Origin of the sequence: Lelliottia sp. RWM.1, assembly GCF_016859735.1 — a bacterium.
Lineage (GTDB): Bacteria > Pseudomonadota > Gammaproteobacteria > Enterobacterales > Enterobacteriaceae > Enterobacter.
The window spans coordinates 193,090-212,425 of sequence record NZ_WLVC01000002.1 but is presented as its reverse complement, the minus strand read 5'-3'; the positions used below and the strand labels follow the sequence as shown (position 1 = coordinate 212,425).

The 19,336-nt window shown below is 50.6% G+C and carries 26 protein-coding genes; 11 read left to right on the top strand and 15 right to left on the bottom strand.

Annotated features, from left to right (window positions below; translation table 11 throughout):
- Positions 1 to 29 precede the first annotated feature (29 nt).
- From npr to GF617_RS02830, 11 genes are all read right to left on the bottom strand, one after another.
- Positions 30 to 302, bottom strand: coding sequence for a PTS phosphocarrier protein NPr (npr, locus tag GF617_RS02880; protein WP_181620970.1), 273 nt, complete (start codon positions 300 to 302; stop codon positions 30 to 32).
- The gene (gene rapZ / locus GF617_RS02875) at positions 299 to 1,153 is read right to left on the bottom strand and encodes an RNase adapter RapZ (RefSeq protein WP_112010916.1); all 855 of its coding nucleotides are present in this window, start codon (positions 1,151 to 1,153) and stop codon (positions 299 to 301) included. Before rapZ ends, npr begins: the two co-directional genes overlap by 4 nt.
- 45 nt (positions 1,154 to 1,198) lie before the next feature.
- Positions 1,199 to 1,690: a PTS IIA-like nitrogen regulatory protein PtsN gene (ptsN, locus tag GF617_RS02870; protein ID WP_014833457.1), complete on the bottom strand. Its 492-nt coding sequence runs from the start codon at positions 1,688 to 1,690 to the stop codon at positions 1,199 to 1,201.
- A gap of 82 nt (positions 1,691 to 1,772) precedes the next feature.
- A complete protein-coding gene (gene hpf / locus GF617_RS02865; RefSeq protein WP_014071954.1) occupies positions 1,773 to 2,060 on the bottom strand; it encodes a ribosome hibernation promoting factor in 288 nt (95 codons plus the stop codon).
- A gap of 22 nt (positions 2,061 to 2,082) precedes the next feature.
- Entirely contained in the window at positions 2,083 to 3,516 is a 1,434-nt protein-coding gene (gene rpoN / locus GF617_RS02860) for an RNA polymerase factor sigma-54 (RefSeq protein WP_181620969.1), read from the bottom strand.
- 47 nt (positions 3,517 to 3,563) lie between these two features.
- Positions 3,564 to 4,289 carry an LPS export ABC transporter ATP-binding protein gene (gene lptB / locus GF617_RS02855; protein ID WP_181620968.1) on the bottom strand — a complete coding sequence of 242 codons (726 nt, stop codon included), beginning with the start codon at positions 4,287 to 4,289 and terminating at the stop codon, positions 3,564 to 3,566.
- A gap of 6 nt (positions 4,290 to 4,295) precedes the next feature.
- Positions 4,296 to 4,850, bottom strand: coding sequence for a lipopolysaccharide ABC transporter substrate-binding protein LptA (lptA, locus tag GF617_RS02850; RefSeq protein WP_181620967.1), 555 nt, complete (start codon positions 4,848 to 4,850; stop codon positions 4,296 to 4,298).
- On the bottom strand, positions 4,819 to 5,394 hold the full coding sequence (lptC, locus tag GF617_RS02845) for an LPS export ABC transporter periplasmic protein LptC (RefSeq protein ID WP_181620966.1): 576 nt from the start codon (positions 5,392 to 5,394) through the stop codon (positions 4,819 to 4,821). Before lptC ends, lptA begins: the two co-directional genes overlap by 32 nt.
- Entirely contained in the window at positions 5,391 to 5,957 is a 567-nt protein-coding gene (kdsC, locus tag GF617_RS02840) for a 3-deoxy-manno-octulosonate-8-phosphatase KdsC (protein ID WP_181623843.1), read from the bottom strand. The genes lptC and kdsC overlap by 4 nt, the downstream gene beginning before the upstream one ends.
- A 14-nt stretch (positions 5,958 to 5,971) precedes the next feature.
- Complete coding sequence (gene kdsD / locus GF617_RS02835; protein WP_181620965.1) at positions 5,972 to 6,958, bottom strand: arabinose-5-phosphate isomerase KdsD; 987 nt, start codon at positions 6,956 to 6,958, stop codon at positions 5,972 to 5,974.
- Between the two features lie 13 nt (positions 6,959 to 6,971).
- The gene (locus tag GF617_RS02830; RefSeq protein WP_181620964.1) at positions 6,972 to 7,949 is read right to left on the bottom strand and encodes a calcium/sodium antiporter; all 978 of its coding nucleotides are present in this window, start codon (positions 7,947 to 7,949) and stop codon (positions 6,972 to 6,974) included.
- A 228-nt stretch (positions 7,950 to 8,177) separates the two neighbouring features.
- Here GF617_RS02830 and mlaF point away from each other — a divergent pair, with 228 nt between their 5' ends.
- From mlaF to murA, 7 genes are all read left to right on the top strand, one after another.
- On the top strand, positions 8,178 to 8,990 hold the full coding sequence (gene mlaF / locus GF617_RS02825) for a phospholipid ABC transporter ATP-binding protein MlaF (protein WP_203451013.1): 813 nt from the start codon (positions 8,178 to 8,180) through the stop codon (positions 8,988 to 8,990).
- A gap of 7 nt (positions 8,991 to 8,997) precedes the next feature.
- Positions 8,998 to 9,780, top strand: a complete 783-nt coding sequence (gene mlaE / locus GF617_RS02820) for a lipid asymmetry maintenance ABC transporter permease subunit MlaE (RefSeq protein ID WP_181620962.1) — start codon at positions 8,998 to 9,000, stop codon at positions 9,778 to 9,780.
- A gap of 4 nt (positions 9,781 to 9,784) precedes the next feature.
- Positions 9,785 to 10,318 carry an outer membrane lipid asymmetry maintenance protein MlaD gene (mlaD, locus tag GF617_RS02815; RefSeq protein ID WP_181620961.1) on the top strand — a complete coding sequence of 178 codons (534 nt, stop codon included), beginning with the start codon at positions 9,785 to 9,787 and terminating at the stop codon, positions 10,316 to 10,318.
- 3 nt (positions 10,319 to 10,321) lie between these two features.
- Positions 10,322 to 10,957 carry a phospholipid-binding protein MlaC gene (gene mlaC, locus GF617_RS02810; protein WP_203451012.1) on the top strand — a complete coding sequence of 212 codons (636 nt, stop codon included), beginning with the start codon at positions 10,322 to 10,324 and terminating at the stop codon, positions 10,955 to 10,957.
- Positions 10,957 to 11,250: a lipid asymmetry maintenance protein MlaB gene (gene mlaB, locus GF617_RS02805; RefSeq protein WP_181620959.1), complete on the top strand. Its 294-nt coding sequence runs from the start codon at positions 10,957 to 10,959 to the stop codon at positions 11,248 to 11,250. Before mlaC ends, mlaB begins: the two co-directional genes overlap by 1 nt.
- A 126-nt stretch (positions 11,251 to 11,376) precedes the next feature.
- Entirely contained in the window at positions 11,377 to 11,631 is a 255-nt protein-coding gene (gene ibaG, locus GF617_RS02800; RefSeq protein ID WP_042322109.1) for a BolA family iron metabolism protein IbaG, read from the top strand.
- 51 nt (positions 11,632 to 11,682) lie between these two features.
- The gene (gene murA, locus GF617_RS02795) at positions 11,683 to 12,942 is read left to right on the top strand and encodes a UDP-N-acetylglucosamine 1-carboxyvinyltransferase (RefSeq protein ID WP_181620958.1); all 1,260 of its coding nucleotides are present in this window, start codon (positions 11,683 to 11,685) and stop codon (positions 12,940 to 12,942) included.
- A 63-nt stretch (positions 12,943 to 13,005) separates the two neighbouring features.
- On the opposite strand, the gene sfsB is transcribed toward murA, so the two are convergent.
- Together sfsB and ispB are read right to left on the bottom strand one after the other, a co-directional pair.
- Positions 13,006 to 13,293, bottom strand: coding sequence for a DNA-binding transcriptional regulator SfsB (gene sfsB / locus GF617_RS02790; protein WP_181620957.1), 288 nt, complete (start codon positions 13,291 to 13,293; stop codon positions 13,006 to 13,008).
- Between the two features lie 229 nt (positions 13,294 to 13,522).
- The gene (gene ispB, locus GF617_RS02785) at positions 13,523 to 14,494 is read right to left on the bottom strand and encodes an octaprenyl diphosphate synthase (protein ID WP_181620956.1); all 972 of its coding nucleotides are present in this window, start codon (positions 14,492 to 14,494) and stop codon (positions 13,523 to 13,525) included.
- A gap of 258 nt (positions 14,495 to 14,752) precedes the next feature.
- Here ispB and rplU point away from each other — a divergent pair, with 258 nt between their 5' ends.
- The 4 genes from rplU (at position 14,753) to cgtA (ending at position 17,593) form a co-directional block, all read left to right on the top strand.
- Positions 14,753 to 15,064: a 50S ribosomal protein L21 gene (rplU, locus tag GF617_RS02780; RefSeq protein WP_003025032.1), complete on the top strand. Its 312-nt coding sequence runs from the start codon at positions 14,753 to 14,755 to the stop codon at positions 15,062 to 15,064.
- A 19-nt stretch (positions 15,065 to 15,083) separates the two neighbouring features.
- Positions 15,084 to 15,341 carry a 50S ribosomal protein L27 gene (gene rpmA, locus GF617_RS02775; RefSeq protein ID WP_004385076.1) on the top strand — a complete coding sequence of 86 codons (258 nt, stop codon included), beginning with the start codon at positions 15,084 to 15,086 and terminating at the stop codon, positions 15,339 to 15,341.
- Between the two features lie 95 nt (positions 15,342 to 15,436).
- Entirely contained in the window at positions 15,437 to 16,402 is a 966-nt protein-coding gene (locus GF617_RS02770; protein ID WP_181620955.1) for a DMT family transporter, read from the top strand.
- A 15-nt stretch (positions 16,403 to 16,417) separates the two neighbouring features.
- Positions 16,418 to 17,593: an Obg family GTPase CgtA gene (gene cgtA, locus GF617_RS02765; RefSeq protein ID WP_181620954.1), complete on the top strand. Its 1,176-nt coding sequence runs from the start codon at positions 16,418 to 16,420 to the stop codon at positions 17,591 to 17,593.
- A gap of 38 nt (positions 17,594 to 17,631) precedes the next feature.
- Here cgtA and pmrB read toward each other — a convergent pair whose 3' ends face one another.
- Both pmrB and pmrA read right to left on the bottom strand, forming a co-directional pair.
- The gene (gene pmrB / locus GF617_RS02760; RefSeq protein ID WP_181620953.1) at positions 17,632 to 18,675 is read right to left on the bottom strand and encodes a two-component system sensor histidine kinase PmrB; all 1,044 of its coding nucleotides are present in this window, start codon (positions 18,673 to 18,675) and stop codon (positions 17,632 to 17,634) included.
- Positions 18,672 to 19,334, bottom strand: coding sequence for a two-component system response regulator PmrA (gene pmrA, locus GF617_RS02755; RefSeq protein ID WP_181620952.1), 663 nt, complete (start codon positions 19,332 to 19,334; stop codon positions 18,672 to 18,674). Before pmrA ends, pmrB begins: the two co-directional genes overlap by 4 nt.
- Positions 19,335 to 19,336: the final 2 nt, after the last annotated feature.

Genomic DNA, 19,336 nt, shown 5'->3' with positions numbered 1-19,336 from the left:
CCCTCTCCTGGCGGGAGAGGGTAAGAAGTTCAGTCTTCGTCGAACCCGGCATTAAATAACGCAATGACGGCAGCCAGAGCTTCTTCTTCCTGCGGGCCGGTCGCTTCGACTTCAATCTGTCGACCTTTCGCAGAGTCGAGCATCAGTAGTGCAATGACGCTATTGGCTTCTGCTTCTGTTCCCTCATCGTTACGCAACAGAACCTCTGCTTCAAATCCCTGCATCAGTTCAAACAACTTCATTGCCGGGCGTGCATGCATACCTAGCTTATTGGTGATCTCAACAGTTTGTTTTACAGTCATGTTTTACGTTTTTCCAGCGTGCGATGACGGGACTGAACGTTCTTTCCGCGTGAACGGAAGTAATCGGCCAGTTGCTCGGCAATATAAACCGAACGATGTTTACCGCCAGTACAACCAATCGCCACTGTCAGGTAGCTACGATTGTTTGTCTCCAGCATAGGTAACCATAGCTCAAGGTAGCTTCGCGTCTGGTAGATAAAATTGTGAACTTCTGTGTGTCTGTCGAGGAATGCTGCGACGGGCTTATCAAGGCCGGTCATTGGGCGTAATTTAGGGTCCCAGTGCGGGTTAGGCAGGAAGCGCACATCAAAAACATAATCCGCATCGATGGGAATACCGTGTTTAAAGCCAAAGGACTCAAACACCATCGTCAGTTCACGCTCACGTTTACCCAGCAAACGCGTTCTCAGCATTTCGGCCAGTTCATGAACTGACATCTCTGATGTGTCGACAATCAGATCTGCACGTGAGCGCAGCGGCTCCAACAGATCGCTCTCTTCGTCGATCGCGCTCTCCAGGGACAGATTTTTACTGGAAAGTGGATGCAAACGGCGTGTATCACTGTAACGACGGATAAGCGTGTTCCGATCTGCGTCGAGGAACAGCAGTTGCGGTGAGAAGGCTTCTGGCAGGCTATTCATTGCCTGCTCAAAGACTTCAGGTGATTCAGGCATGTTACGGACGTCGATACTGACGGCAGCAGAGATTTGTCTGTCTGCAAGCGTCCGCGCAAGGTCGGGCAGCAGCACAACCGGCAGGTTATCCACGCAGTAAAAGCCCATATCCTCGAGCGCACGAAGGGCGACGGATTTCCCGGACCCCGAGCGACCGCTAACAATCATCAACACCATGTTCCGGTTCTCCTCAGGACAACAGATGTGAAGGCCATCTCATTGTTATGCATCATCCTGACTGCCTTCTGCTTCAGTGATAATTTGATACAGCTCTTCATCACTTTGGGCTGAGCGCAGTCGGCGGCAAATGGTTTTATCTGCCAGGCGTTTGGCGACCAGAGAAAGCGTGTGCAGATGGGTTTTTGTCTGATCGGCCGGAACCAACAGTGCGAAGAGGAGATCGACCGGCTGGTTATCAATGGCGTCAAAGGCGATAGGTGTTTCCAGTTGTACAAAAACACCGACGGCACGCAAGGTATCTTCTTCCAGCTTGCCATGAGGAATTGCAATGCCGTTGCCGATGCCAGTACTGCCCATTTTTTCACGGGTCAGAATAGCTTCGAACACGACCTGCGGTGGTAGGCCCAGCTGTTTTGCAGCCAGTTCACTGATGATTTCCAGCGCACGTTTTTTGCTCTGGCAGTGGACACCACTGCGGGTACATTCCTGGTTAAGGACGTTGCTCAGTTGGAGAGCGGAATCGTTGTTCATCATAATTTCACCTAAGCGCTAACTGTACAAATGGCCCGTTGTGTTTCACAACAGGCCTTCCTGCACCCGTTAACTGCCCGGACAATTAGTGTTGTTTTAGTTTATCTTTATGTTTATTAAGCTGTCGCGCAAGCTTGTCAATCAAGCCGTCGATAGCCGCATACATGTCTTGCCCTTCCGCACTGGCATGAAGCTCGCCCCCATTAACATGCAGGGTTGCGTCCGAGATATGAGTCACTTTCTCCACTTTTAACACAATGTAGACCTGGTTTATCCTTTCGAAATACTGCTCAAGTTTCGCGAATTTAGCATTCACAAAATCGCGTAAAGCATCAGTAATTTCGACATTGTGTCCTGTGATGTTGAGCTGCATAGTGTCTTCCTTATCGGTTGTGTCAGACCAGTTGTTTACGCTGGTTAGACGGCGGAATGGATAAAGACTCTCGATACTTCGCAACAGTACGGCGTGCCACCATAATACCCTGATCGGACAGCATGGTGGTTAACTTACTGTCACTCAGTGGCTTCGCGGGATTTTCCGCGGCGATCAACTTCTTCACCAGTGCGCGAATCGCCGTCGACGAGGCTTCGCCACCGCCTTCGGTATTCACATGACTGGAGAAGAAATACTTAAGCTCAAAAATACCGCGTGGACTGTGCAGATACTTTTGTGTGGTCACACGGGAAATCGTCGATTCATGCATCTCGACGGCCTGAGCAATATCTGCCAGCACCATCGGTTTCATAAACTCTTCACCCTGCTCAAAGAATGCCTGCTGTTGCTCAACGATACAGCGACTTACACGTAGCAGGGTATCGTTTCGGCTCTCCAGGCTTTTGATCAACCATCGTGCTTCCTGAAGGTTGCTACGAATGTATTGATTGTCAGAGTCGTTGCGCACACTGGTACACATCGAAGCATACTGCTGGTTGATTTGCAGGCGAGGAATACTGTCAGAATTCAGTTCAACAACCCAGCGGTCATTATGTTTTCTGACCAGCACATCAGGGATAACGTATTCAGGTTCACTGGTCTGGATCGATTGGCCAGGGCGCGGATCCAGTGATTGGATCAGGTTGACCGCTTCTTTAAGTACGTCTTCTTTCAGGCGTGTTACGCGCATCAGTGTGCGGAAATCATGGTTTGCCAGGAGATCCAGGTGTTCGCTGATGATTAATCGCGCCTCGTCAATCCATGGTGTTTCCCTGGCAAACTGAGAAAGCTGGATCAACAGGCAGTCGCGCAGATCTTTAGCGGCGACGCCAACCGGATCAAAGCGCTGGATACGTTTCAGAACCGCTTCAATCTCTTCAAGATCAATCTCATCATTGCCGATGCTTTCCAGGATATCGTCCAGCGTCACCGTTAAATAACCGGTATCATCAACGGCATCGACAATGGACGTCGCAATAGCGCGATCGGTGTCAGAAAACGGCGTCAGCTCGACTTGCCACATTAGATAATCTTGCAACGACTGGGTTGTTTCACCCTGATAGACAGGTAATTCGTCGTCCTGATAGTCCACGCGCGTTCCAGATGGCGTTCCTGCGGTGTAGATTTCATCCCAACTGGCATCCAGAGGCAGCTCGTCCGGCATCTCTTTTTGTTCGAGAGCATCAACGGTGTCGAGCGCTTCTGTATCTTGTGTCTGCTGGGTTTCTACCTCGTCATGAAGATCGGTTTGCTCCAGCAATGGGTTGCTATCCAGCGCTTGCTGGAGTTCTTGCTGAAGTTCTAGCGTGGACAGTTGCAACAGGCGAATAGCCTGCTGTAGCTGTGGCGTCATTGCCAGTTGTTGGCTGAGCCTTAATTGCAAACCTTGCTTCATGTTCAGAGCATTATTCTCCGGTTCGGCGTGACAATACCTCTACCCTATCAGAGTCTGAAGTCTTCCCCAAGGTACACGCGCTTAACATGTTCATCTTCGAGGATCTGTTGAGGCGTGCCATGAGCAATCAGATGGCCCTGGCTAACAATATATGCACGTTCGCAGACAGCCAGCGTTTCACGGACGTTATGGTCAGTGATAAGTACGCCGAGCCCGCTATCGCGCAGGTGTTCAATAATGCGTTTGATGTCGATAACCGATATGGGGTCAACACCCGCAAAGGGCTCATCCAGAAGGATAAATTTAGGATTTGCAGCCAGCGCACGAGCTATCTCGACACGGCGACGTTCACCACCAGAGAGTGCCTGCCCAAGGTTATCGCGCAGATGTTCGATATGGAACTCTTCCATCAACTCGTTGGCGCGATCCTGACGTTGTTCGGCGCTAAGATCGTCGCGGATCTGCAGGACTGCCATCAGGTTATCGAAGACGCTCAAGCGGCGGAAAATGGAAGCTTCCTGAGGCAGATAGCCAATACCACGGCGCGCACGCGCGTGCAGTGGCAGCAAGCTAATGTCATCATCATCAATGATAATGTTGCCTGCATCGCGTGGGACAATGCCCACCACCATATAAAATGTAGTGGTTTTACCTGCACCGTTAGGGCCTAAAAGGCCAACAATTTCGCCAGAATTTACGGTCAGACTGACATCTTCTACGACGCGACGGCCTTTATAGGCTTTGGCGAGGTTCTTTGCAGTTAATGTTGCCATAACGAATTAGTTACTCTTCTTCTGTGCCGGGGCCTGGCTTTGGCCTTTGTCCTGCAGCTGTGATGGAACAAGCACGGTTGTCACGCGTTTGCCTTTCTCGCTGGACGCTTGCATCTTCTGCTCTTTCACCAGATAGGTGATTTTGTCACCGGTGATATTGCTATCCAGTTGTTCCAGATAAGCATTACCTGTCAGGATGACAAGGTCTTTCGCCAGCTCATAGTGCATATGTGTGGCGCGGCCTTTTACTGGCTTACCGTTATCCTGCATTTGATAGAAGGTGGCAGGGTTGCCATAGCCATCAATAATTTCTTTGCCCTGCTCGCCGCCCGGACGGGTGACGACCACTTTATCGGCATTAATTTTGATTGTGCCCTGGGTCATGACGACGTTGCCAGTGAAGGTGACGACGTTACCCTGCATATCAAGCGACTGAGTGTCGGATTCAATATGAATCGGTTGTTCGGTATCACCAGTCACAGCAAGCGCGGGAAGACTGGCGGCCAGCAGTGCGCTGGCAATCACGAAATTAAGGCTGAGTTTGTTTGTTTTGAATTTCATAGGAGGTTCTAACCTTTTCAATCAGCTCGGCGTTTTTGCTGCGTAAGTTCCCGCGCATTCTCAGACCGCTGGAATTAAATGTTGTACCGTACAATGTGACCAGATCCTGCGAAGTGACATCCTGAGTGACCAGGTTGATCTGGGCATTATCCGTAGTAATTTTGCGCAGTTGAGAGTCTGCGGTCAGGGCATTGACCTCAACATGACCATACAGATAAAGCATACGGTCATTTGTCAATTTTGCTCTGTCAGCTTTAATCGACCATGTCGGTGTTTTATCGGTATCAAAGGTAGTCATTACCGGCTGGGTAAACCACGAAACACCTTGCTCCGAAAAATATTCAACATGCTGGGCAATCAGGCGATAGTTCAGCGCACCTTCCGGGCTATAGACCACGGTGTCACTGTGATCGCTTTTATATGTTGGATCATTAGTGTTGACCACTTCTGTTGGCGTATCGTCACGGTCAGCAAGGTTCACGCCAATCAGGATCAATGCAACAAGTGAAAGCAGAATGATAACCCAACGTCTGGTTTTACTCATATCGATTGCCCTTTGGCCTCATCAAGCTTACCCTGCGCCAGCAGCAGTAAATCGCATACTTCACGGACAGCACCACGACCACCGTTGATATGGGTAACGTAGTCGGCACGCGGGATCAACAGCGGATGTGCATCCGCGACCGCGATACTCAGGCCCACTTCAGCCATGACTGGCCAGTCGATCAGATCGTCGCCGACGTAGGCAACATGTTCTGGCGCGATGGACAGTTTCGTCAGTAAATCCCTGAACGCGACCATCTTATCGGATTGTCCCTGATACAGATGGGTAATGCCCAGTGTTTCACAGCGGTCTTCTACCAGTTTAGCCTTCCGTCCGGTGATGATAGCAACTTCGATGCCCGATGTGAGCGCGCAGCGAATACCGTAACCATCACGAACATTAAATGCTTTCAGCTCTTCGCCATTATTGCCCATATAAATCAAGCCATCGGAGAGGACGCCATCGACATCCAGGATCAGCAGACGGATCTTTTCCGCCTGCGCCATCATGTGGGCACTCACCGGGCCATAACAGGTTGCAAGGGATGCACCCGCATTACTCATTGTCTTATCCTTCATTACACTACGCCAGCGCGTAGCAGATCATGCATATGTACCACACCCAGCAGTTGGTCGCCATCGGCAACCATTACCGCGGTGATGTGGCGCGACTGCATCAGGTTGAGAACATCCACTGCCAGCGTGCCTGGACGAACGCGAATTCCGCCGGGGGTCATCACATCGGCGATACCCAATGTCCGGACATCAACGCCCATATCGAACACACGACGTAAGTCGCCATCAGTGAAAATCCCATCAATCTTCATCTGCTCATCACAGATGACAGTCATACCGAGATTTTTATGGGTGATTTCCAGTAATGCATCCCGAAGTGAGGCAGTTTTACTGACGTGAGGGATCTCATCGCCTGTATGCATAATGTCGTTTACCCGAAGCAGTAGTTTGCGTCCCAACGCCCCGCCGGGATGAGAGAGCGCAAAATCTTCGGGTGTAAAACCTCGGGCTTCGAGGAGCGCAACGGCAAGTGCATCACCCATCACCAGCGCGGCAGTCGTGCTGGAGGTTGGGGCCAGTCCGAGAGGACATGCCTCTTTGGGGACTTTGACGCACAGGTGGATATCGGCGGCACGGGCCATGCTGCTTTCCGGGCGACTGGTCATGCAGATAAGCGGAACCTGCAGTCGTTTCAGTACAGGGATCAATGCCAGTATTTCATTGGACTCACCGGAATTAGACAGCGCAATCACGATATCCTGTGGTGTGACCATCCCCAGGTCACCGTGCGCGGCCTCACCTGGATGTACAAAGAATGACGATGTGCCTGTACTGGCAAAGGTTGCAGCCATCTTGCGGCCAATGTGACCCGATTTGCCCATGCCCATTACCACGACTTTGCCTGAGCAGTGGAACATTTTCTCACATGCCTGGCTGAAATCATGGTTAATGTACTGATCTAACTGCGCCAGACCTTCACGTTCAATCTCCAGAACTTCTTTGCCTGCTTTCTGAAAGTCAAAATCCGGCTGCAATTCTATTTGCGACATAATGCGTTTCCGTTTACCCAGAGAGAAGAGGCGACAGCCAGTACAGCATCGCCATCCATACGATAAATCCACCTGTAAGCAATGCGCCTGCACTTTTACCTATCTGCTGTTTTCGTCGCCAGCAGAGCAGGGCAAAAATAACACTGACCAGCAACATCACGCCGTAATCGCGCGAGAAGGCCAGTGGATTAAATGGCCCTGGCGATATCAGCGCTGGCAGGCCAGTCACGATCGCAATATTAAAAATGTTTGAGCCAATGATATTGCCAATCGCGATATCATCTTCACCTTTACGTGCGCCAGCAATGGCTGTTGCCAGTTCAGGTAAGCTGGTTCCAATGGCAATCACGGTCAGGCCCATCGTCAGTTCACTCATGGCGAAATAGTTCGCCAGCACCGTCGCGTTATCCACGACCATACGTGTTGCCATCGGCATGATAATGAGCGCAACGCCAAGCCAAAGCAGCGCGACAGGTAAAGTTCCTTCGCGCGGTAGCTCGGCAATATGCTCACGCATCAGGCTGTCATCACCTTGTTTTTCCGCAAGTCGGGCAATCTTCACACTATACAGAAGCCATATTCCTGCCAGCGTCAGCAAAAAGATGCCATCGCCATAGCTCAGCTCTCCGTCATAAAGCACGCAACCTGCCAGTAAACTTACGATTAACATTAGCGGCAATTCACGGCGCAAGACATCAGAATGCACGCGAAATGAGTGCAGTAATGCCGCCAGGCCAAGAATCAGTAAAATATTGACGATATTGGAGCCAATGGCAGTGCCGATAGCAAGATCGACCTGGCCGTGTAGCGAGGCTGAGACAGCGACGATAATTTCTGGAAGCGATGTCCCAACGCTGACAACCGTTAATCCAATAATAATGGGTGGTACGCCAAGAAGGCGGCACAGGATCGATGCAGCAAATACCAAACGGTCAGCACTGTAGACCACCAAAAGTAAACCAATTATTAACAGTGCCGTTGCTAAAAGCATCAAAAGTCCTTTATTCAGGTATACTCGCCGGTCCACAGCGAATGAATCTTTGGCGCTGCATACAGTCTGAGACGTAACGAATTCCTAATTTTGACTTTATGCGCCGGAAAAGTAAAACAAATGCCAGCTTTCGCTAACCTCACCAGGCATTATTCTGTAAAAATGCTGAGATTAGGGCTGATTTAAGCGATGTGCTTAACGTGAAGTAGAGTAAGAAAGGAACCATAAATGAGCCAAACTATGGCGAATTTAGTCGATGTCCGTGGCGTCAGCTTTTCTCGCGGCAACCGATTGATCTTTGATGATATATCGCTGACTGTACCGCGTGGTAAGATCACGGCCATTATGGGCCCGTCCGGGATCGGTAAAACGACATTGTTGCGTCTTATTGGTGGGCAGATCCCACCAGACAGCGGCGAGATCCTGTTTGATGGTGAGAACATCCCGGTCATGTCGCGCTCGCGTCTTTACACCGTCCGCAAGCGTATGAGTATGCTCTTTCAGTCAGGCGCATTATTCACCGATATGAACGTCTTTGATAACGTGGCTTACCCGCTGCGTGAGCATACGCGTCTGCCCCCCGAGCTGCTTAAAAGCACGGTAATGATGAAACTCGAAGCGGTAGGTTTACGTGGTGCAGCTAAATTGATGCCATCAGAGCTTTCTGGTGGCATGGCGCGGCGTGCCGCACTGGCGCGTGCTATTGCCTTAGAACCTGATTTAATTATGTTTGACGAACCTTTCGTCGGACAAGACCCTATCACCATGGGTGTGCTGGTGAAGCTCATTTCTGAGCTGAACAGTGCACTGGGCGTTACCTGTGTCGTGGTATCTCACGACGTGCCGGAAGTACTGAGCATTGCCGATTACGCGTATATTGTGGCAGACCAGAAGATCGTCGCGCACGGTAGCGCTCAGGCCTTGCAGGAGAATGGCGATCCACGAGTACGACAGTTCCTGGACGGTATCGCGGATGGCCCTGTGCCATTCCGCTACCCATCGGGTGACTATCGTGACGATTTATTGGGAATAGGGAGTTAAGCCACTCATGTTGTTAAATGCGTTGGCCGCTCTTGGACACCGTGGCGTAAAAACCATCAGGACGTTCGGGCGCGCTGGATTGATGTTATTCAACGCGCTGGTCGGCAAGCCGGAATTCCGTAAGCATGCCCCTCTGCTGGTGCGGCAGCTTTATAATGTCGGCGTTCTGTCGATGATCATTATCATTGTCTCCGGACTGTTTATCGGTATGGTGCTTGGGCTTCAGGGCTATCTCGTTCTGACGACTTACAGTGCGGAAACCAGCCTCGGCATGCTGGTGGCACTCTCCTTGCTGCGTGAGCTGGGACCTGTGGTTGCTGCACTTCTGTTTGCCGGGCGCGCGGGTTCGGCGTTAACTGCAGAAATTGGCCTGATGCGCGCCACTGAGCAACTTTCCAGTATGGAGATGATGGCGGTTGATCCGCTACGCCGGGTGATCTCACCTCGCTTTTGGGCGGGCGTTATCTCTTTACCTCTGCTGACGATTCTCTTTGTGGCAGTGGGTATCTGGGGGGGATCGCTGGTCGGTGTACACTGGAAAGGGATTGATGCTGGTTTCTTCTGGTCTGCCATGCAGGATGCTATCGACCTGCGTATGGATTTAGTTAACTGTCTGATTAAGAGCGTTGTATTTGCCATTACGGTCACCTGGATTGCGTTGTTTAATGGCTATGATGCCATTCCAACGTCAGCGGGCATTAGCCGCGCAACAACACGTACTGTCGTTCATTCGTCGCTGGCCGTACTGGGTCTGGATTTTGTGCTCACCGCACTGATGTTTGGGAATTGAGTTCATGCAAACGAGAAAAAATGAAATTTGGGTAGGCGTGTTTCTGTTGCTGGCACTGTTGGCTGCACTGTTTATCTGCCTGCGGGCTGCAGATATTACGTCCATTCGCACCGAACCTACTTATCGTATTTTCGCAACGTTCGATAATATCGGAGGGCTGAAGGCGCGCTCACCGGTGCGTATTGGCGGTGTGGTTATTGGAAGGGTGGCAGATATCACACTGGATGAGAAAACCTACCTGCCACGCGTTGCGATGGATATTGAAGAACGTTACAACCACATTCCTGATACCAGTTCGCTTTCTATCCGGACTTCAGGTCTTCTGGGCGAACAATATCTGGCGCTAAACGTCGGTTTTGAGGACCCTGAACTGGGAACGACTATCCTTAAAGACGGTAGCGTGATTCAGGATACGAAATCAGCCATGGTGCTGGAAGATATGATCGGTCAGTTCCTTTACAGCAGTAAAGGTGGTGATGATAAGAAAGCTGATAGTGAGCCTGCTCAAGGCACAACGAATTCATCGCAGGAGAAGTAATTTATGATTAAACGACTGTTAATGGTTGCGATGTTGATGATCGCCCCCCTGACGGCAGCAATTGCCGCTGATGCGACTAATCCGTATAAACAGATGGATGAAGCTGCACAGAAAACGTTTGACCGTTTGAAAAATGAACAATCAAAAATTCGTGCTAATCCGGATTATTTGCGTGAAGTGGTCGATCAGGAACTGTTGCCTTACGTACAAATCAAATACGCCGGTGCGCTTGTGTTAGGGCGTTATTATAAAGATGCGACGCCTGCTCAGCGTGATGCCTACTTTGCCGCTTTCCGGGAATATCTGAAACAGGCCTATGGTCAGGCACTGGCGATGTACCATGGCCAGACTTATCAGATCGCGCCAGAGCAACCGCTGGGCGATGCAACCATTATTCCTATCCGCGTAACTATTCTGGACCCTAATGGTCGGCCGCCGGTTCGTCTTGATTTTCAGTGGCGTAAAAACAGCCAGACGGGAAACTGGCAGGCGTATGACATGATCGCTGAAGGGGTGAGTATGATTACCACGAAACAGAATGAGTGGAGCGATCTGCTACGCACCAAAGGCATTGACGGTTTGACTGCGCAATTACAGTCCATCTCCCGTCAGAAAATTACTCTGGACGAGAAAAAGTAATGCCGCAGCAATTAAGCTGGTCGCGTGAAGGTGACACATTACGGCTGTCTGGCGAGCTTGATCAGGATCTGCTGAATCCTCTTTGGGATGCGCGGCATGAAGCGATGCAAGGCATTCAATTGATTGATTTAAGCGGCGTTTCTCGTGTGGATACGGCAGGTATTGCGTTGTTGACGCATTTGGTTGCGGTGGGTAAAAAGCAGGGCGCACACGTTACGCTTTCAGGCGTCAGCGACAATGTAGTGACTCTTGCACAGCTCTATAATTTGCCTGACGACGTATTACCTCGCTAACTTTTTCAGTACGTTACTTCTGAAAGCCCTGACTGTTTCATTGTCGGGGCTTTTTGTTTGTTTAAGACGGCGCAACTTTGCTCTAAGATGTTGGGCTTGTTTTCACGATCAGATGATATAGAACCCATGGAAAATAATGAAATCCAGACAGTGCTGATGAATGCACTCTCCCTTCAGGAAGCCCACGTTTCTGGCGATGGCAGTCACTTCCAGGTTATTGCTGTGGGTGAGATTTTCGACGGTATGAGCCGTGTGAAGAAACAGCAGGCTGTCTACGCGCCACTGATGGAATACATTGCGGATAACCGCATCCACGCCCTGTCGATTAAAGCGTTCACGCCGCAAGAGTGGGCTCGCGATCGCAAGCTAAACGGTTTTTGAGCTGAGAGCTTCAGGCTCGCGGCACGGTTGAATTTATAAGAGAGCAATATCATGGACAAATTTCGTGTACAGGGGCCAACGCGTCTCCAGGGCGAAGTCACAATTTCTGGCGCCAAAAACGCCGCGCTGCCTATCCTCTTTGCAGCGCTGCTCGCAGAAGAACCGGTAGAAATCCAGAACGTACCGAAACTGAAAGACATCGACACGACCATGAAACTGCTCAGCCAGTTGGGTACGAAAGTAGAGCGCAATGGCTCAGTCTGGATCGATGCCAGCAACGTTAACATCTTTTGTGCGCCGTATGATCTGGTGAAAACTATGCGTGCTTCTATCTGGGCCCTTGGTCCGTTGGTGGCGCGTTTTGGTCAGGGCCAGGTGTCTCTGCCTGGTGGTTGTGCAATTGGTGCTCGTCCGGTTGATCTGCACATCTTTGGTCTGGAAAAACTGGGCGCAGAGATCAAACTCGAAGAAGGTTACGTTAAAGCATCCGTCAATGGTCGTTTAAAAGGCGCACACATTGTAATGGATAAAGTGAGCGTAGGTGCGACGGTAACGATCATGTCTGCGGCAACGCTGGCTGAAGGAACGACAGTTATTGAGAACGCCGCGCGTGAGCCTGAAATTGTCGACACAGCGAACTTCCTCGTTGCGTTGGGCGCTAAGATCACCGGCCAGGGAACCGATCGCATTACGATCGAAGGTGTTGAACGTCTGGGTGGTGGTGTTTACCGTGTTCTGCCTGACCGTATCGAAACAGGTACATTCCTGATCGCTGCGGCTATTTCGGGTGGCAAAATTGTATGCCGCAATGCTCAGCCTGATACGCTTGATGCCGTGTTGGCTAAGCTGCGTGATGCTGGTGCTGATATCGAAACCGGTGAAGACTGGATCAGCCTGGATATGCATGGTCAACGTCCGAAAGCGGTTAATGTCCGCACGGCTCCGCATCCAGCTTTCCCGACGGATATGCAGGCGCAGTTTACCCTGCTGAACCTGGTGGCTGAAGGGACGGGATTCATTACTGAAACGATTTTTGAAAACCGTTTCATGCACGTACCGGAACTTATCCGTATGGGCGCACGTGCTGAAATTGAAAGCAACACCGTGATTTGCCATGGAGTAGAAAAACTGTCGGGTGCGCAGGTGATGGCAACCGATCTCCGCGCTTCTGCGAGCCTGGTACTGGCGGGTTGTATTGCCGAAGGTACGACGATTGTTGATCGTATTTATCATATCGATCGTGGCTATGAGCGCATCGAAGATAAACTGCGTGCGTTAGGTGCGAATATCGAACGTGTGAAGGGCGAGTAATCGTACCGGCAGCCCCCTGCCAGAGATGACCGGGGGGTTGCTGTTCCTGTTAAAATACAACTATCAGCTCTTTTGGGCTTGTTCTTGTCTTCTGTTACGCATCATGCGTGTTCTGTCGATAAACTCATGTGTGATGGGATCGTGATAACGCGATGGCCAGATTACCCACGGATGTGTTTCCAGTGCGGTTGCGATAATCAATTCCCCTTTTGGCCATGGGCGAGTCAGTGCATTCGCAAGTGTCGAAGAACTTAACCCACTGCGACGAGATTCCGCCGCCAGCGATGTCCCTTTTTTACGTAGCGCCGCGATAATATCGGCTGAATGCCAGTCGATAAATTTCGTATCCATATGCTGTCCTTGTGTTCGTATGCCTTCCACGTCATTTCTCATGAAATAACAGCGTTACTATACCTTCTTCGAACACGGGTTCTAAAAAGTTCGAGTTACTGGAAGCAATATTCAGAATATGGCGCAGCTTTATTCATGCGGCATGTAAGCTGATGATTTAATATGAATATGGTGTTTATTGGCGCTTATTGGAATCTCCCCGCAAGGGCTGCGGGGAGAGCGTGAAAGGCTAGCGATCGCGTTGTACTGCGATGTGGGCAAGGGCGATGAGGGCATCCCGCCATGGGCTGTCTGGAATCACCTGAATGGCAGAAATTGCTTTATCTGCTTCTTCTTCCGCACGCTGTCGCGTCCAGGCAAGCGAACCACAGATAGCCATTGTTTCCAGTACTGGTTCAAGAAGATGTCGACCATTCCCTTGTTCGATAGCTTCACGGATCATTTTTGCCTGGTCCGGGGAGCCATTGCGCATGGCGTGGAGAAGCGGCAAGGTCGGTTTACCTTCATTCAGGTCATCACCCACATTTTTGCCCAGCGTTTCACCATCGGCGCTGTAGTCCAGTAAATCATCAATCAGCTGGAATGCTGTACCCAGATAGCGACCATAGTCTTGCAGGCCACGCTCTTGTTCTTCCGTGCAGTCGGCAAGAATACCAGAACACTGTGCTGCTGCTTCAAACAGACGCGCGGTTTTACTGTAAATCACACGCATGTAGTTTTCTTCAGTGATGTCCGGATCGTTAACATTCATCAACTGAAGGACTTCGCCTTCAGCGATCACATTAACGGCCTCAGACATGACTTCCAGCACTTTTAATGAACCAAGACGGGTCATCATCTGGAAGGCACGGGTATAGATAAAATCCCCCACCAAAACGCTGGCAGCGTTGCCAAAGGCCGCGTTTGCGGTGGCTTTTCCACGACGCATATCTGATTCGTCTACCACGTCATCATGCAATAGTGTGGCGGTGTGGATAAATTCGATCAGGGCAGCAATGCTGACATGAGCATTTCCCTGATAACCCACGGCTCTTGCAGCCAGAATGGCAATCATAGGACGAATGCGTTTACCGCCGCCGCTGACGATGTAATAACCTAACTGATTGATCAGCTGAACGTCAGAGTTGAGTTGCTCCAGGATTGCTGCATTTACACCCGCCATATCTTGCGCGGTTAACTCATTGATTTTTTCTAGATTCATCGCAAAAGCCGGGCTTTTTATCCTGTTTATCCCATTACAAATGGGTTAACGAAGGGTTTCAGTTTATCAATAGTACCTCTGATTGTACTGAAAAAATGGCTCAGATAAACGTTACCGTGCGTGTTGTGTTTTTTTTCTTCATGTATTGACGGTAGCACTTGTCAAAGGCTCGTGTTTTGCGTAATATTCGCGCCCTATTGTGAATATTTATAGCGCACTCTGAATCATACGAGGATGTGCGCGGAAGCGGAGTTCTATATGTACGCGGTTTTCCAAAGTGGTGGTAAACAACACCGAGTAAGCGAAGGTCAGACCGTTCGCCTGGAAAAGCTGGACATCGCAACTGGCGAATCTGTTGAATTCGCTGAAGTGCTGATGATCGCAAACGGTGAAGAAGTCAAAATCGGCGTTCCTTTCGTTGATGGCGGCGTTATCAAAGCTGAAGTTGTTGCTCATGGTCGTGGCGAGAAAGTTAAAATCGTTAAGTTTCGTCGTCGTAAACACTACCGTAAGCAGCAGGGCCATCGTCAGTGGTTCACTGATGTGAAAATTACTGGCATCAGCGCCTAAGACCTGAGGAGAGATTTAAATGGCACATAAAAAGGCTGGCGGCTCAACTCGTAACGGTCGCGATTCAGAAGCTAAACGCCTCGGCGTTAAGCGTTTCGGTGGCGAATCCGTTCTGGCGGGTAGCATCATCGTTCGTCAACGTGGTACTAAATTCCACGCTGGCAACAACGTAGGTTGCGGTCGTGACCACACTCTGTTTGCTAAAGCAGACGGTAAAGTGAAATTTGAAGTTAAAGGCCCGAACAACCGTAAATACATCAGCATCGTTGCTGAGTAAGTTTTTCGTGGTCCGGTAACGGATTAAAGCCCCGCAACGTGTTGCGGGGCTTTTTACATTAGAAGTCCGTAAAATTTTCTGCAGGGAAAACGGGCATGAAGCAGCAGGCCGGCATTGGTATCCTTTTGGCGCTTACAACAGCGATATGCTGGGGGGCATTGCCAATTGCAATGAAGCAGGTTTTGGAAGTGATGGAACCCCCTACGGTGGTGTTCTATCGCTTCCTGATGGCAAGCATTGGCCTTGGTGCTATCCTGGCTATCAAAGGAAAGCTTCCGCCACTGCGGGTTTTTCGCAAACCTCGTTGGCTTGTGCTGCTTGCCATTGCAACAGGTGGTCTGTTCGGTAATTTCATTCTGTTCAGTTCTTCCCTGCAATATCTTAGCCCTACCGCGTCGCAGGTGATCGGTCAACTTTCACCCGTTGGCATGATGGTCGCCAGTGTCTTCATCCTGAAAGAGAAGATGCGCGGCACGCAGATTGTCGGGGCGAGTATGCTGTTGTGTGGCCTGGTGATGTTCTTTAACACCAGTTTGGTAGAAATTTTTACCCGCCTGACAGATTACACCTGGGGTGTGATTTTTGGTGTAGGCGCGGCAACAGTATGGGTGAGCTACGGCGTCGCGCAAAAGGTGTTATTGCGTAGACTAGCCTCACAGCAGATCCTCTTTTTACTGTACACTTTGTGTACAATAGCATTATTGCCGTTAGCAAAGCCGGGTGTGATTTCTCAGCTAAGCGACTGGCAACTGGCGTGCCTCATTTTCTGTGGGCTTAATACGCTGGTCGGTTATGGCGCGCTAGCTGAAGCTATGGCGCGTTGGCAGGCAGCGCAGGTGAGTGCGTTAATTACGCTGACTCCGCTGTTTACGCTGTTATTTTCAGATTTGTTATCAATGGCCTGGCCCGATTTCTTCGTCAAGCCGATGTTAAACCTGTTGGGTTATCTCGGTGCGTTTGTCGTGGTTGCGGGCGCGATGTATTCCGCCATTGGTCATCGTCTCTGGGGGCGTTGGCGCAAAAATGAAGCGGTTGTAGTTGTCCCCCGCTCAGGCGAATGATTTACGGAGAGTAAAATGAAGTTTGTTGATGAAGCAACGATCCTGGTGGTAGCAGGTGATGGCGGTAATGGTTGCGTGAGCTTCCGCCGTGAAAAATATATACCCCGTGGCGGTCCTGACGGCGGCGACGGCGGTGATGGTGGTGACGTGTGGTTAGAGGCGGACGAAAACCTCAATACACTGATCGACTACCGCTTTGAAAAGTCCTTCCGTGCTGAACGTGGCCAAAATGGCCAGAGCCGCGATTGTACTGGCAAACGTGGTAAGGATGTCACTATCAAAGTACCTGTAGGTACACGTGTCATCGACCAGGGGACTGGTGAAACCATGGGTGATATGACCAAGCATGGTCAGCGTCTGATGGTGGCAAAGGGCGGTTGGCATGGCCTGGGCAACAGTCGTTTTAAATCATCTGTGAACCGTTCTCCGCGCCAGAAGACGATGGGGACGCCGGGCGACAAACGCGACCTGCAACTGGAGCTGATGCTGCTGGCAGACGTCGGTATGCTGGGTATGCCAAACGCGGGTAAATCGACTTTCATCCGCGCTGTTTCTGCAGCCAAGCCGAAAGTGGCGGATTATCCATTTACCACGCTTGTACCAAGCCTTGGCGTTGTTCGTATGGATAACGAGAAGAGCTTCGTGGTTGCAGATATTCCAGGTCTGATAGAAGGGGCTGCTGAAGGTGCAGGTCTGGGGATTCGTTTCCTGAAACACCTCGAGCGTTGCCGTGTGTTGCTGCATCTCATTGATATCGACCCAATCGACGGTTCTGACCCGGTTGAGAACGCCCGTATCATCATTGGCGAGCTGGAAAAATACAGCGATAAGCTGGCATCTAAGCCACGCTGGCTGGTCTTTAACAAAATCGACCTGATGGATAAAGCAGAAGCTGAGGCGAAAGCGAAAGCGATTGCTGAAGCGATGGGTTGGGAAGAGAAATACTACCTGATTTCCGCTGCAAGCCAGGTCGGCGTGAAAGATCTGTGCTGGGATGTGATGACCTTTATCATCGAGAATCCAGTTGCTCAGGCTGAAGACGTTAAACAGCCTGAAAAAGTGGAATTCATGTGGGATGACTACCATCGCCAGCAGCTCGAAGAGCTGGAAACTGAAGAAGATGATGAAGACTGGGATGATGATTGGGATGAAGACGACGAAGAAGGCGTCGAATTCATCTACAAGCACTAATTCCTGCAAAAAGCCCCCTGTTCAAAGGGGGCTTTTTTTTAACTCAATGTTGAGGGTAACCAGCAACTGACTAACAGCCCGCCATCAGGGTGGTTATCAAGCGTGAGTTTGCCGTGATGGAGTTGAACAATACGCTGAACGATGCTTAACCCAAGCCCGCTCCCTCCATAACGTTGATCCAGTCGGCGGAAAGGTTCGGTTATCGACTGCCTGTGCGCTTCGTCAATGCCCGGACCTTGATCACGCACACTGACCTGTGTTCCTCCGTCGACCGCTTCCAGTGAGACGGTAATAGTTGTCTTTTCCGGGCTATACCGGGCAGCATTCTCCAGTAAGTTACGCAACATCAATCGTAATAAAACCGCATCTCCCTGAACGATCAGTTCGCTATTGGCAGGCCAAACGACATTGTGCTCTCTGAAATCATGCTCCAGTGATAACGGCGTAATAATATTCTCGGTCCAGCGCACGGTATCGTAGTGGCCGCTCGCCATCGCCTGTCCTGCTCGAGCCAGCATCAGAAGTTGTTCTACGGTGTGCATGAGCTGATCGATACGATTAACCAGCGAAGTCGCTTGCGCAGTGCCTGACTGGGCCATTAGCTCAAGGTGAAGGCGGATGCCTGCCAGTGGCGTACGTAGTTCATGGGCGGCATCGGCGGTAAACAGGCGTTCCTGCTGGATCGTATGGTCGAGCCGGGCCAGTAACTGATTTAAGGAGGTGGTGACGGCCCCAATCTCTTCCATATCAGAATACATAGGAAGAGGAGTGAGATTATCCGCTGAACGGTTAGCAAGGCTATCGCGCAATTTGTTAAGTGGCCGCGTTATCCAGGTCACGGCCCAGAAGGAGAAGAGCAAGGTGAAACTCACCATCACCAGAGAAGGAACCAGCAACGAAGCGATTGCTTCCCTGATTTCTTTCTCTACATGATGATTTCGTGATTTTGCTGAGAGTGTTTCATTGACCAGAAAGCTGATTTGCTCGCGGCTTTCGTGCCAGAGCCAGACGACGCTGATCAACTGGAAGAAGAGCAGAATTAGCGCCAGCAGCACCATTAATCGCCGACGCATGCTGTTCATTTCTGGCTCTCCAGGCGATAGCCAACACCGCGAACAGTTTTGATTCTGTCTTTGCCCAGCTTACGCCGCAGGTTATGAATATGAACTTCAAGCGTGTTTGATCCCGGATCGTCCTGCCAGGAATAGATGTCCTGCTGTAATGTTTCGCGGTGCACCGTTTGGCCTGAACGCATTATCAGGCGTGCTAACAACGCGAATTCTTTTGGAGTGACTTCAACCGGCTGAGATTGACGTAACACCTGCTGGGTTTGCAGGTTTAGCGTGAGATCGCCATCGGTAAGCTGATTATCACTGTGTCCCTGATAACGACGAATCAAGGCGCGGGCACGCGCCTGTAATTCTGCCAGAGCAAAGGGTTTTACCAGATAGTCATCAGCACCGGAGTCCAGTCCGTTGATTCGGTCTTCAAGTGCATCGCGTGCTGTCAGGATCAGTACGGGATTACTTACACCGCGTCGACGCCATTGACTCAATAGCGTTGCACCGTCTTTGTCAGGCAAACCCAAATCCAGGATCACCAGGCTGTACTCACCACTTTGGATCAGTGAGTCTGCTTCTGCGGCGGTAGCCGCACAGTCCAGTGCGTATCCTTCACTCGTGAGTGCAAGAGCCAGCCCTTCCTGGAGCAATAAATCGTCTTCAACAATGAGTAGTTTCATCA

Excerpts from the sequence above, each read along its gene's own strand:
- npr (WP_181620970.1), bottom strand. The coding sequence starts at position 302 with ATGACTGTAAAACAAACTGTTGAGATCACCAATAAGCTAGGTATGCAT.
- rapZ (WP_112010916.1), bottom strand. The coding sequence starts at position 1,153 with ATGGTGTTGATGATTGTTAGCGGTCGCTCGGGGTCCGGGAAATCCGTC.
- ptsN (WP_014833457.1), bottom strand. The coding sequence starts at position 1,690 with ATGATGAACAACGATTCCGCTCTCCAACTGAGCAACGTCCTTAACCAG.
- hpf (WP_014071954.1), bottom strand. The coding sequence starts at position 2,060 with ATGCAGCTCAACATCACAGGACACAATGTCGAAATTACTGATGCTTTA.
- rpoN (WP_181620969.1), bottom strand. The coding sequence starts at position 3,516 with ATGAAGCAAGGTTTGCAATTAAGGCTCAGCCAACAACTGGCAATGACG.
- lptB (WP_181620968.1), bottom strand. The coding sequence starts at position 4,289 with ATGGCAACATTAACTGCAAAGAACCTCGCCAAAGCCTATAAAGGCCGT.
- lptA (WP_181620967.1), bottom strand. The coding sequence starts at position 4,850 with ATGAAATTCAAAACAAACAAACTCAGCCTTAATTTCGTGATTGCCAGC.
- lptC (WP_181620966.1), bottom strand. The coding sequence starts at position 5,394 with ATGAGTAAAACCAGACGTTGGGTTATCATTCTGCTTTCACTTGTTGCA.
- kdsC (WP_181623843.1), bottom strand. The coding sequence starts at position 5,957 with ATGAGTAATGCGGGTGCATCCCTTGCAACCTGTTATGGCCCGGTGAGT.
- kdsD (WP_181620965.1), bottom strand. The coding sequence starts at position 6,958 with ATGTCGCAAATAGAATTGCAGCCGGATTTTGACTTTCAGAAAGCAGGC.
- GF617_RS02830 (WP_181620964.1), bottom strand. The coding sequence starts at position 7,949 with ATGCTTTTAGCAACGGCACTGTTAATAATTGGTTTACTTTTGGTGGTC.
- mlaF (WP_203451013.1), top strand. The coding sequence starts at position 8,178 with ATGAGCCAAACTATGGCGAATTTAGTCGATGTCCGTGGCGTCAGCTTT.
- mlaE (WP_181620962.1), top strand. The coding sequence starts at position 8,998 with ATGTTGTTAAATGCGTTGGCCGCTCTTGGACACCGTGGCGTAAAAACC.
- mlaD (WP_181620961.1), top strand. The coding sequence starts at position 9,785 with ATGCAAACGAGAAAAAATGAAATTTGGGTAGGCGTGTTTCTGTTGCTG.
- mlaC (WP_203451012.1), top strand. The coding sequence starts at position 10,322 with ATGATTAAACGACTGTTAATGGTTGCGATGTTGATGATCGCCCCCCTG.
- mlaB (WP_181620959.1), top strand. The coding sequence starts at position 10,957 with ATGCCGCAGCAATTAAGCTGGTCGCGTGAAGGTGACACATTACGGCTG.
- ibaG (WP_042322109.1), top strand. The coding sequence starts at position 11,377 with ATGGAAAATAATGAAATCCAGACAGTGCTGATGAATGCACTCTCCCTT.
- murA (WP_181620958.1), top strand. The coding sequence starts at position 11,683 with ATGGACAAATTTCGTGTACAGGGGCCAACGCGTCTCCAGGGCGAAGTC.
- sfsB (WP_181620957.1), bottom strand. The coding sequence starts at position 13,293 with ATGGATACGAAATTTATCGACTGGCATTCAGCCGATATTATCGCGGCG.
- ispB (WP_181620956.1), bottom strand. The coding sequence starts at position 14,494 with ATGAATCTAGAAAAAATCAATGAGTTAACCGCGCAAGATATGGCGGGT.
- rplU (WP_003025032.1), top strand. The coding sequence starts at position 14,753 with ATGTACGCGGTTTTCCAAAGTGGTGGTAAACAACACCGAGTAAGCGAA.
- rpmA (WP_004385076.1), top strand. The coding sequence starts at position 15,084 with ATGGCACATAAAAAGGCTGGCGGCTCAACTCGTAACGGTCGCGATTCA.
- GF617_RS02770 (WP_181620955.1), top strand. The coding sequence starts at position 15,437 with ATGAAGCAGCAGGCCGGCATTGGTATCCTTTTGGCGCTTACAACAGCG.
- cgtA (WP_181620954.1), top strand. The coding sequence starts at position 16,418 with ATGAAGTTTGTTGATGAAGCAACGATCCTGGTGGTAGCAGGTGATGGC.
- pmrB (WP_181620953.1), bottom strand. The coding sequence starts at position 18,675 with ATGAACAGCATGCGTCGGCGATTAATGGTGCTGCTGGCGCTAATTCTG.
- pmrA (WP_181620952.1), bottom strand. The coding sequence starts at position 19,334 with ATGAAACTACTCATTGTTGAAGACGATTTATTGCTCCAGGAAGGGCTG.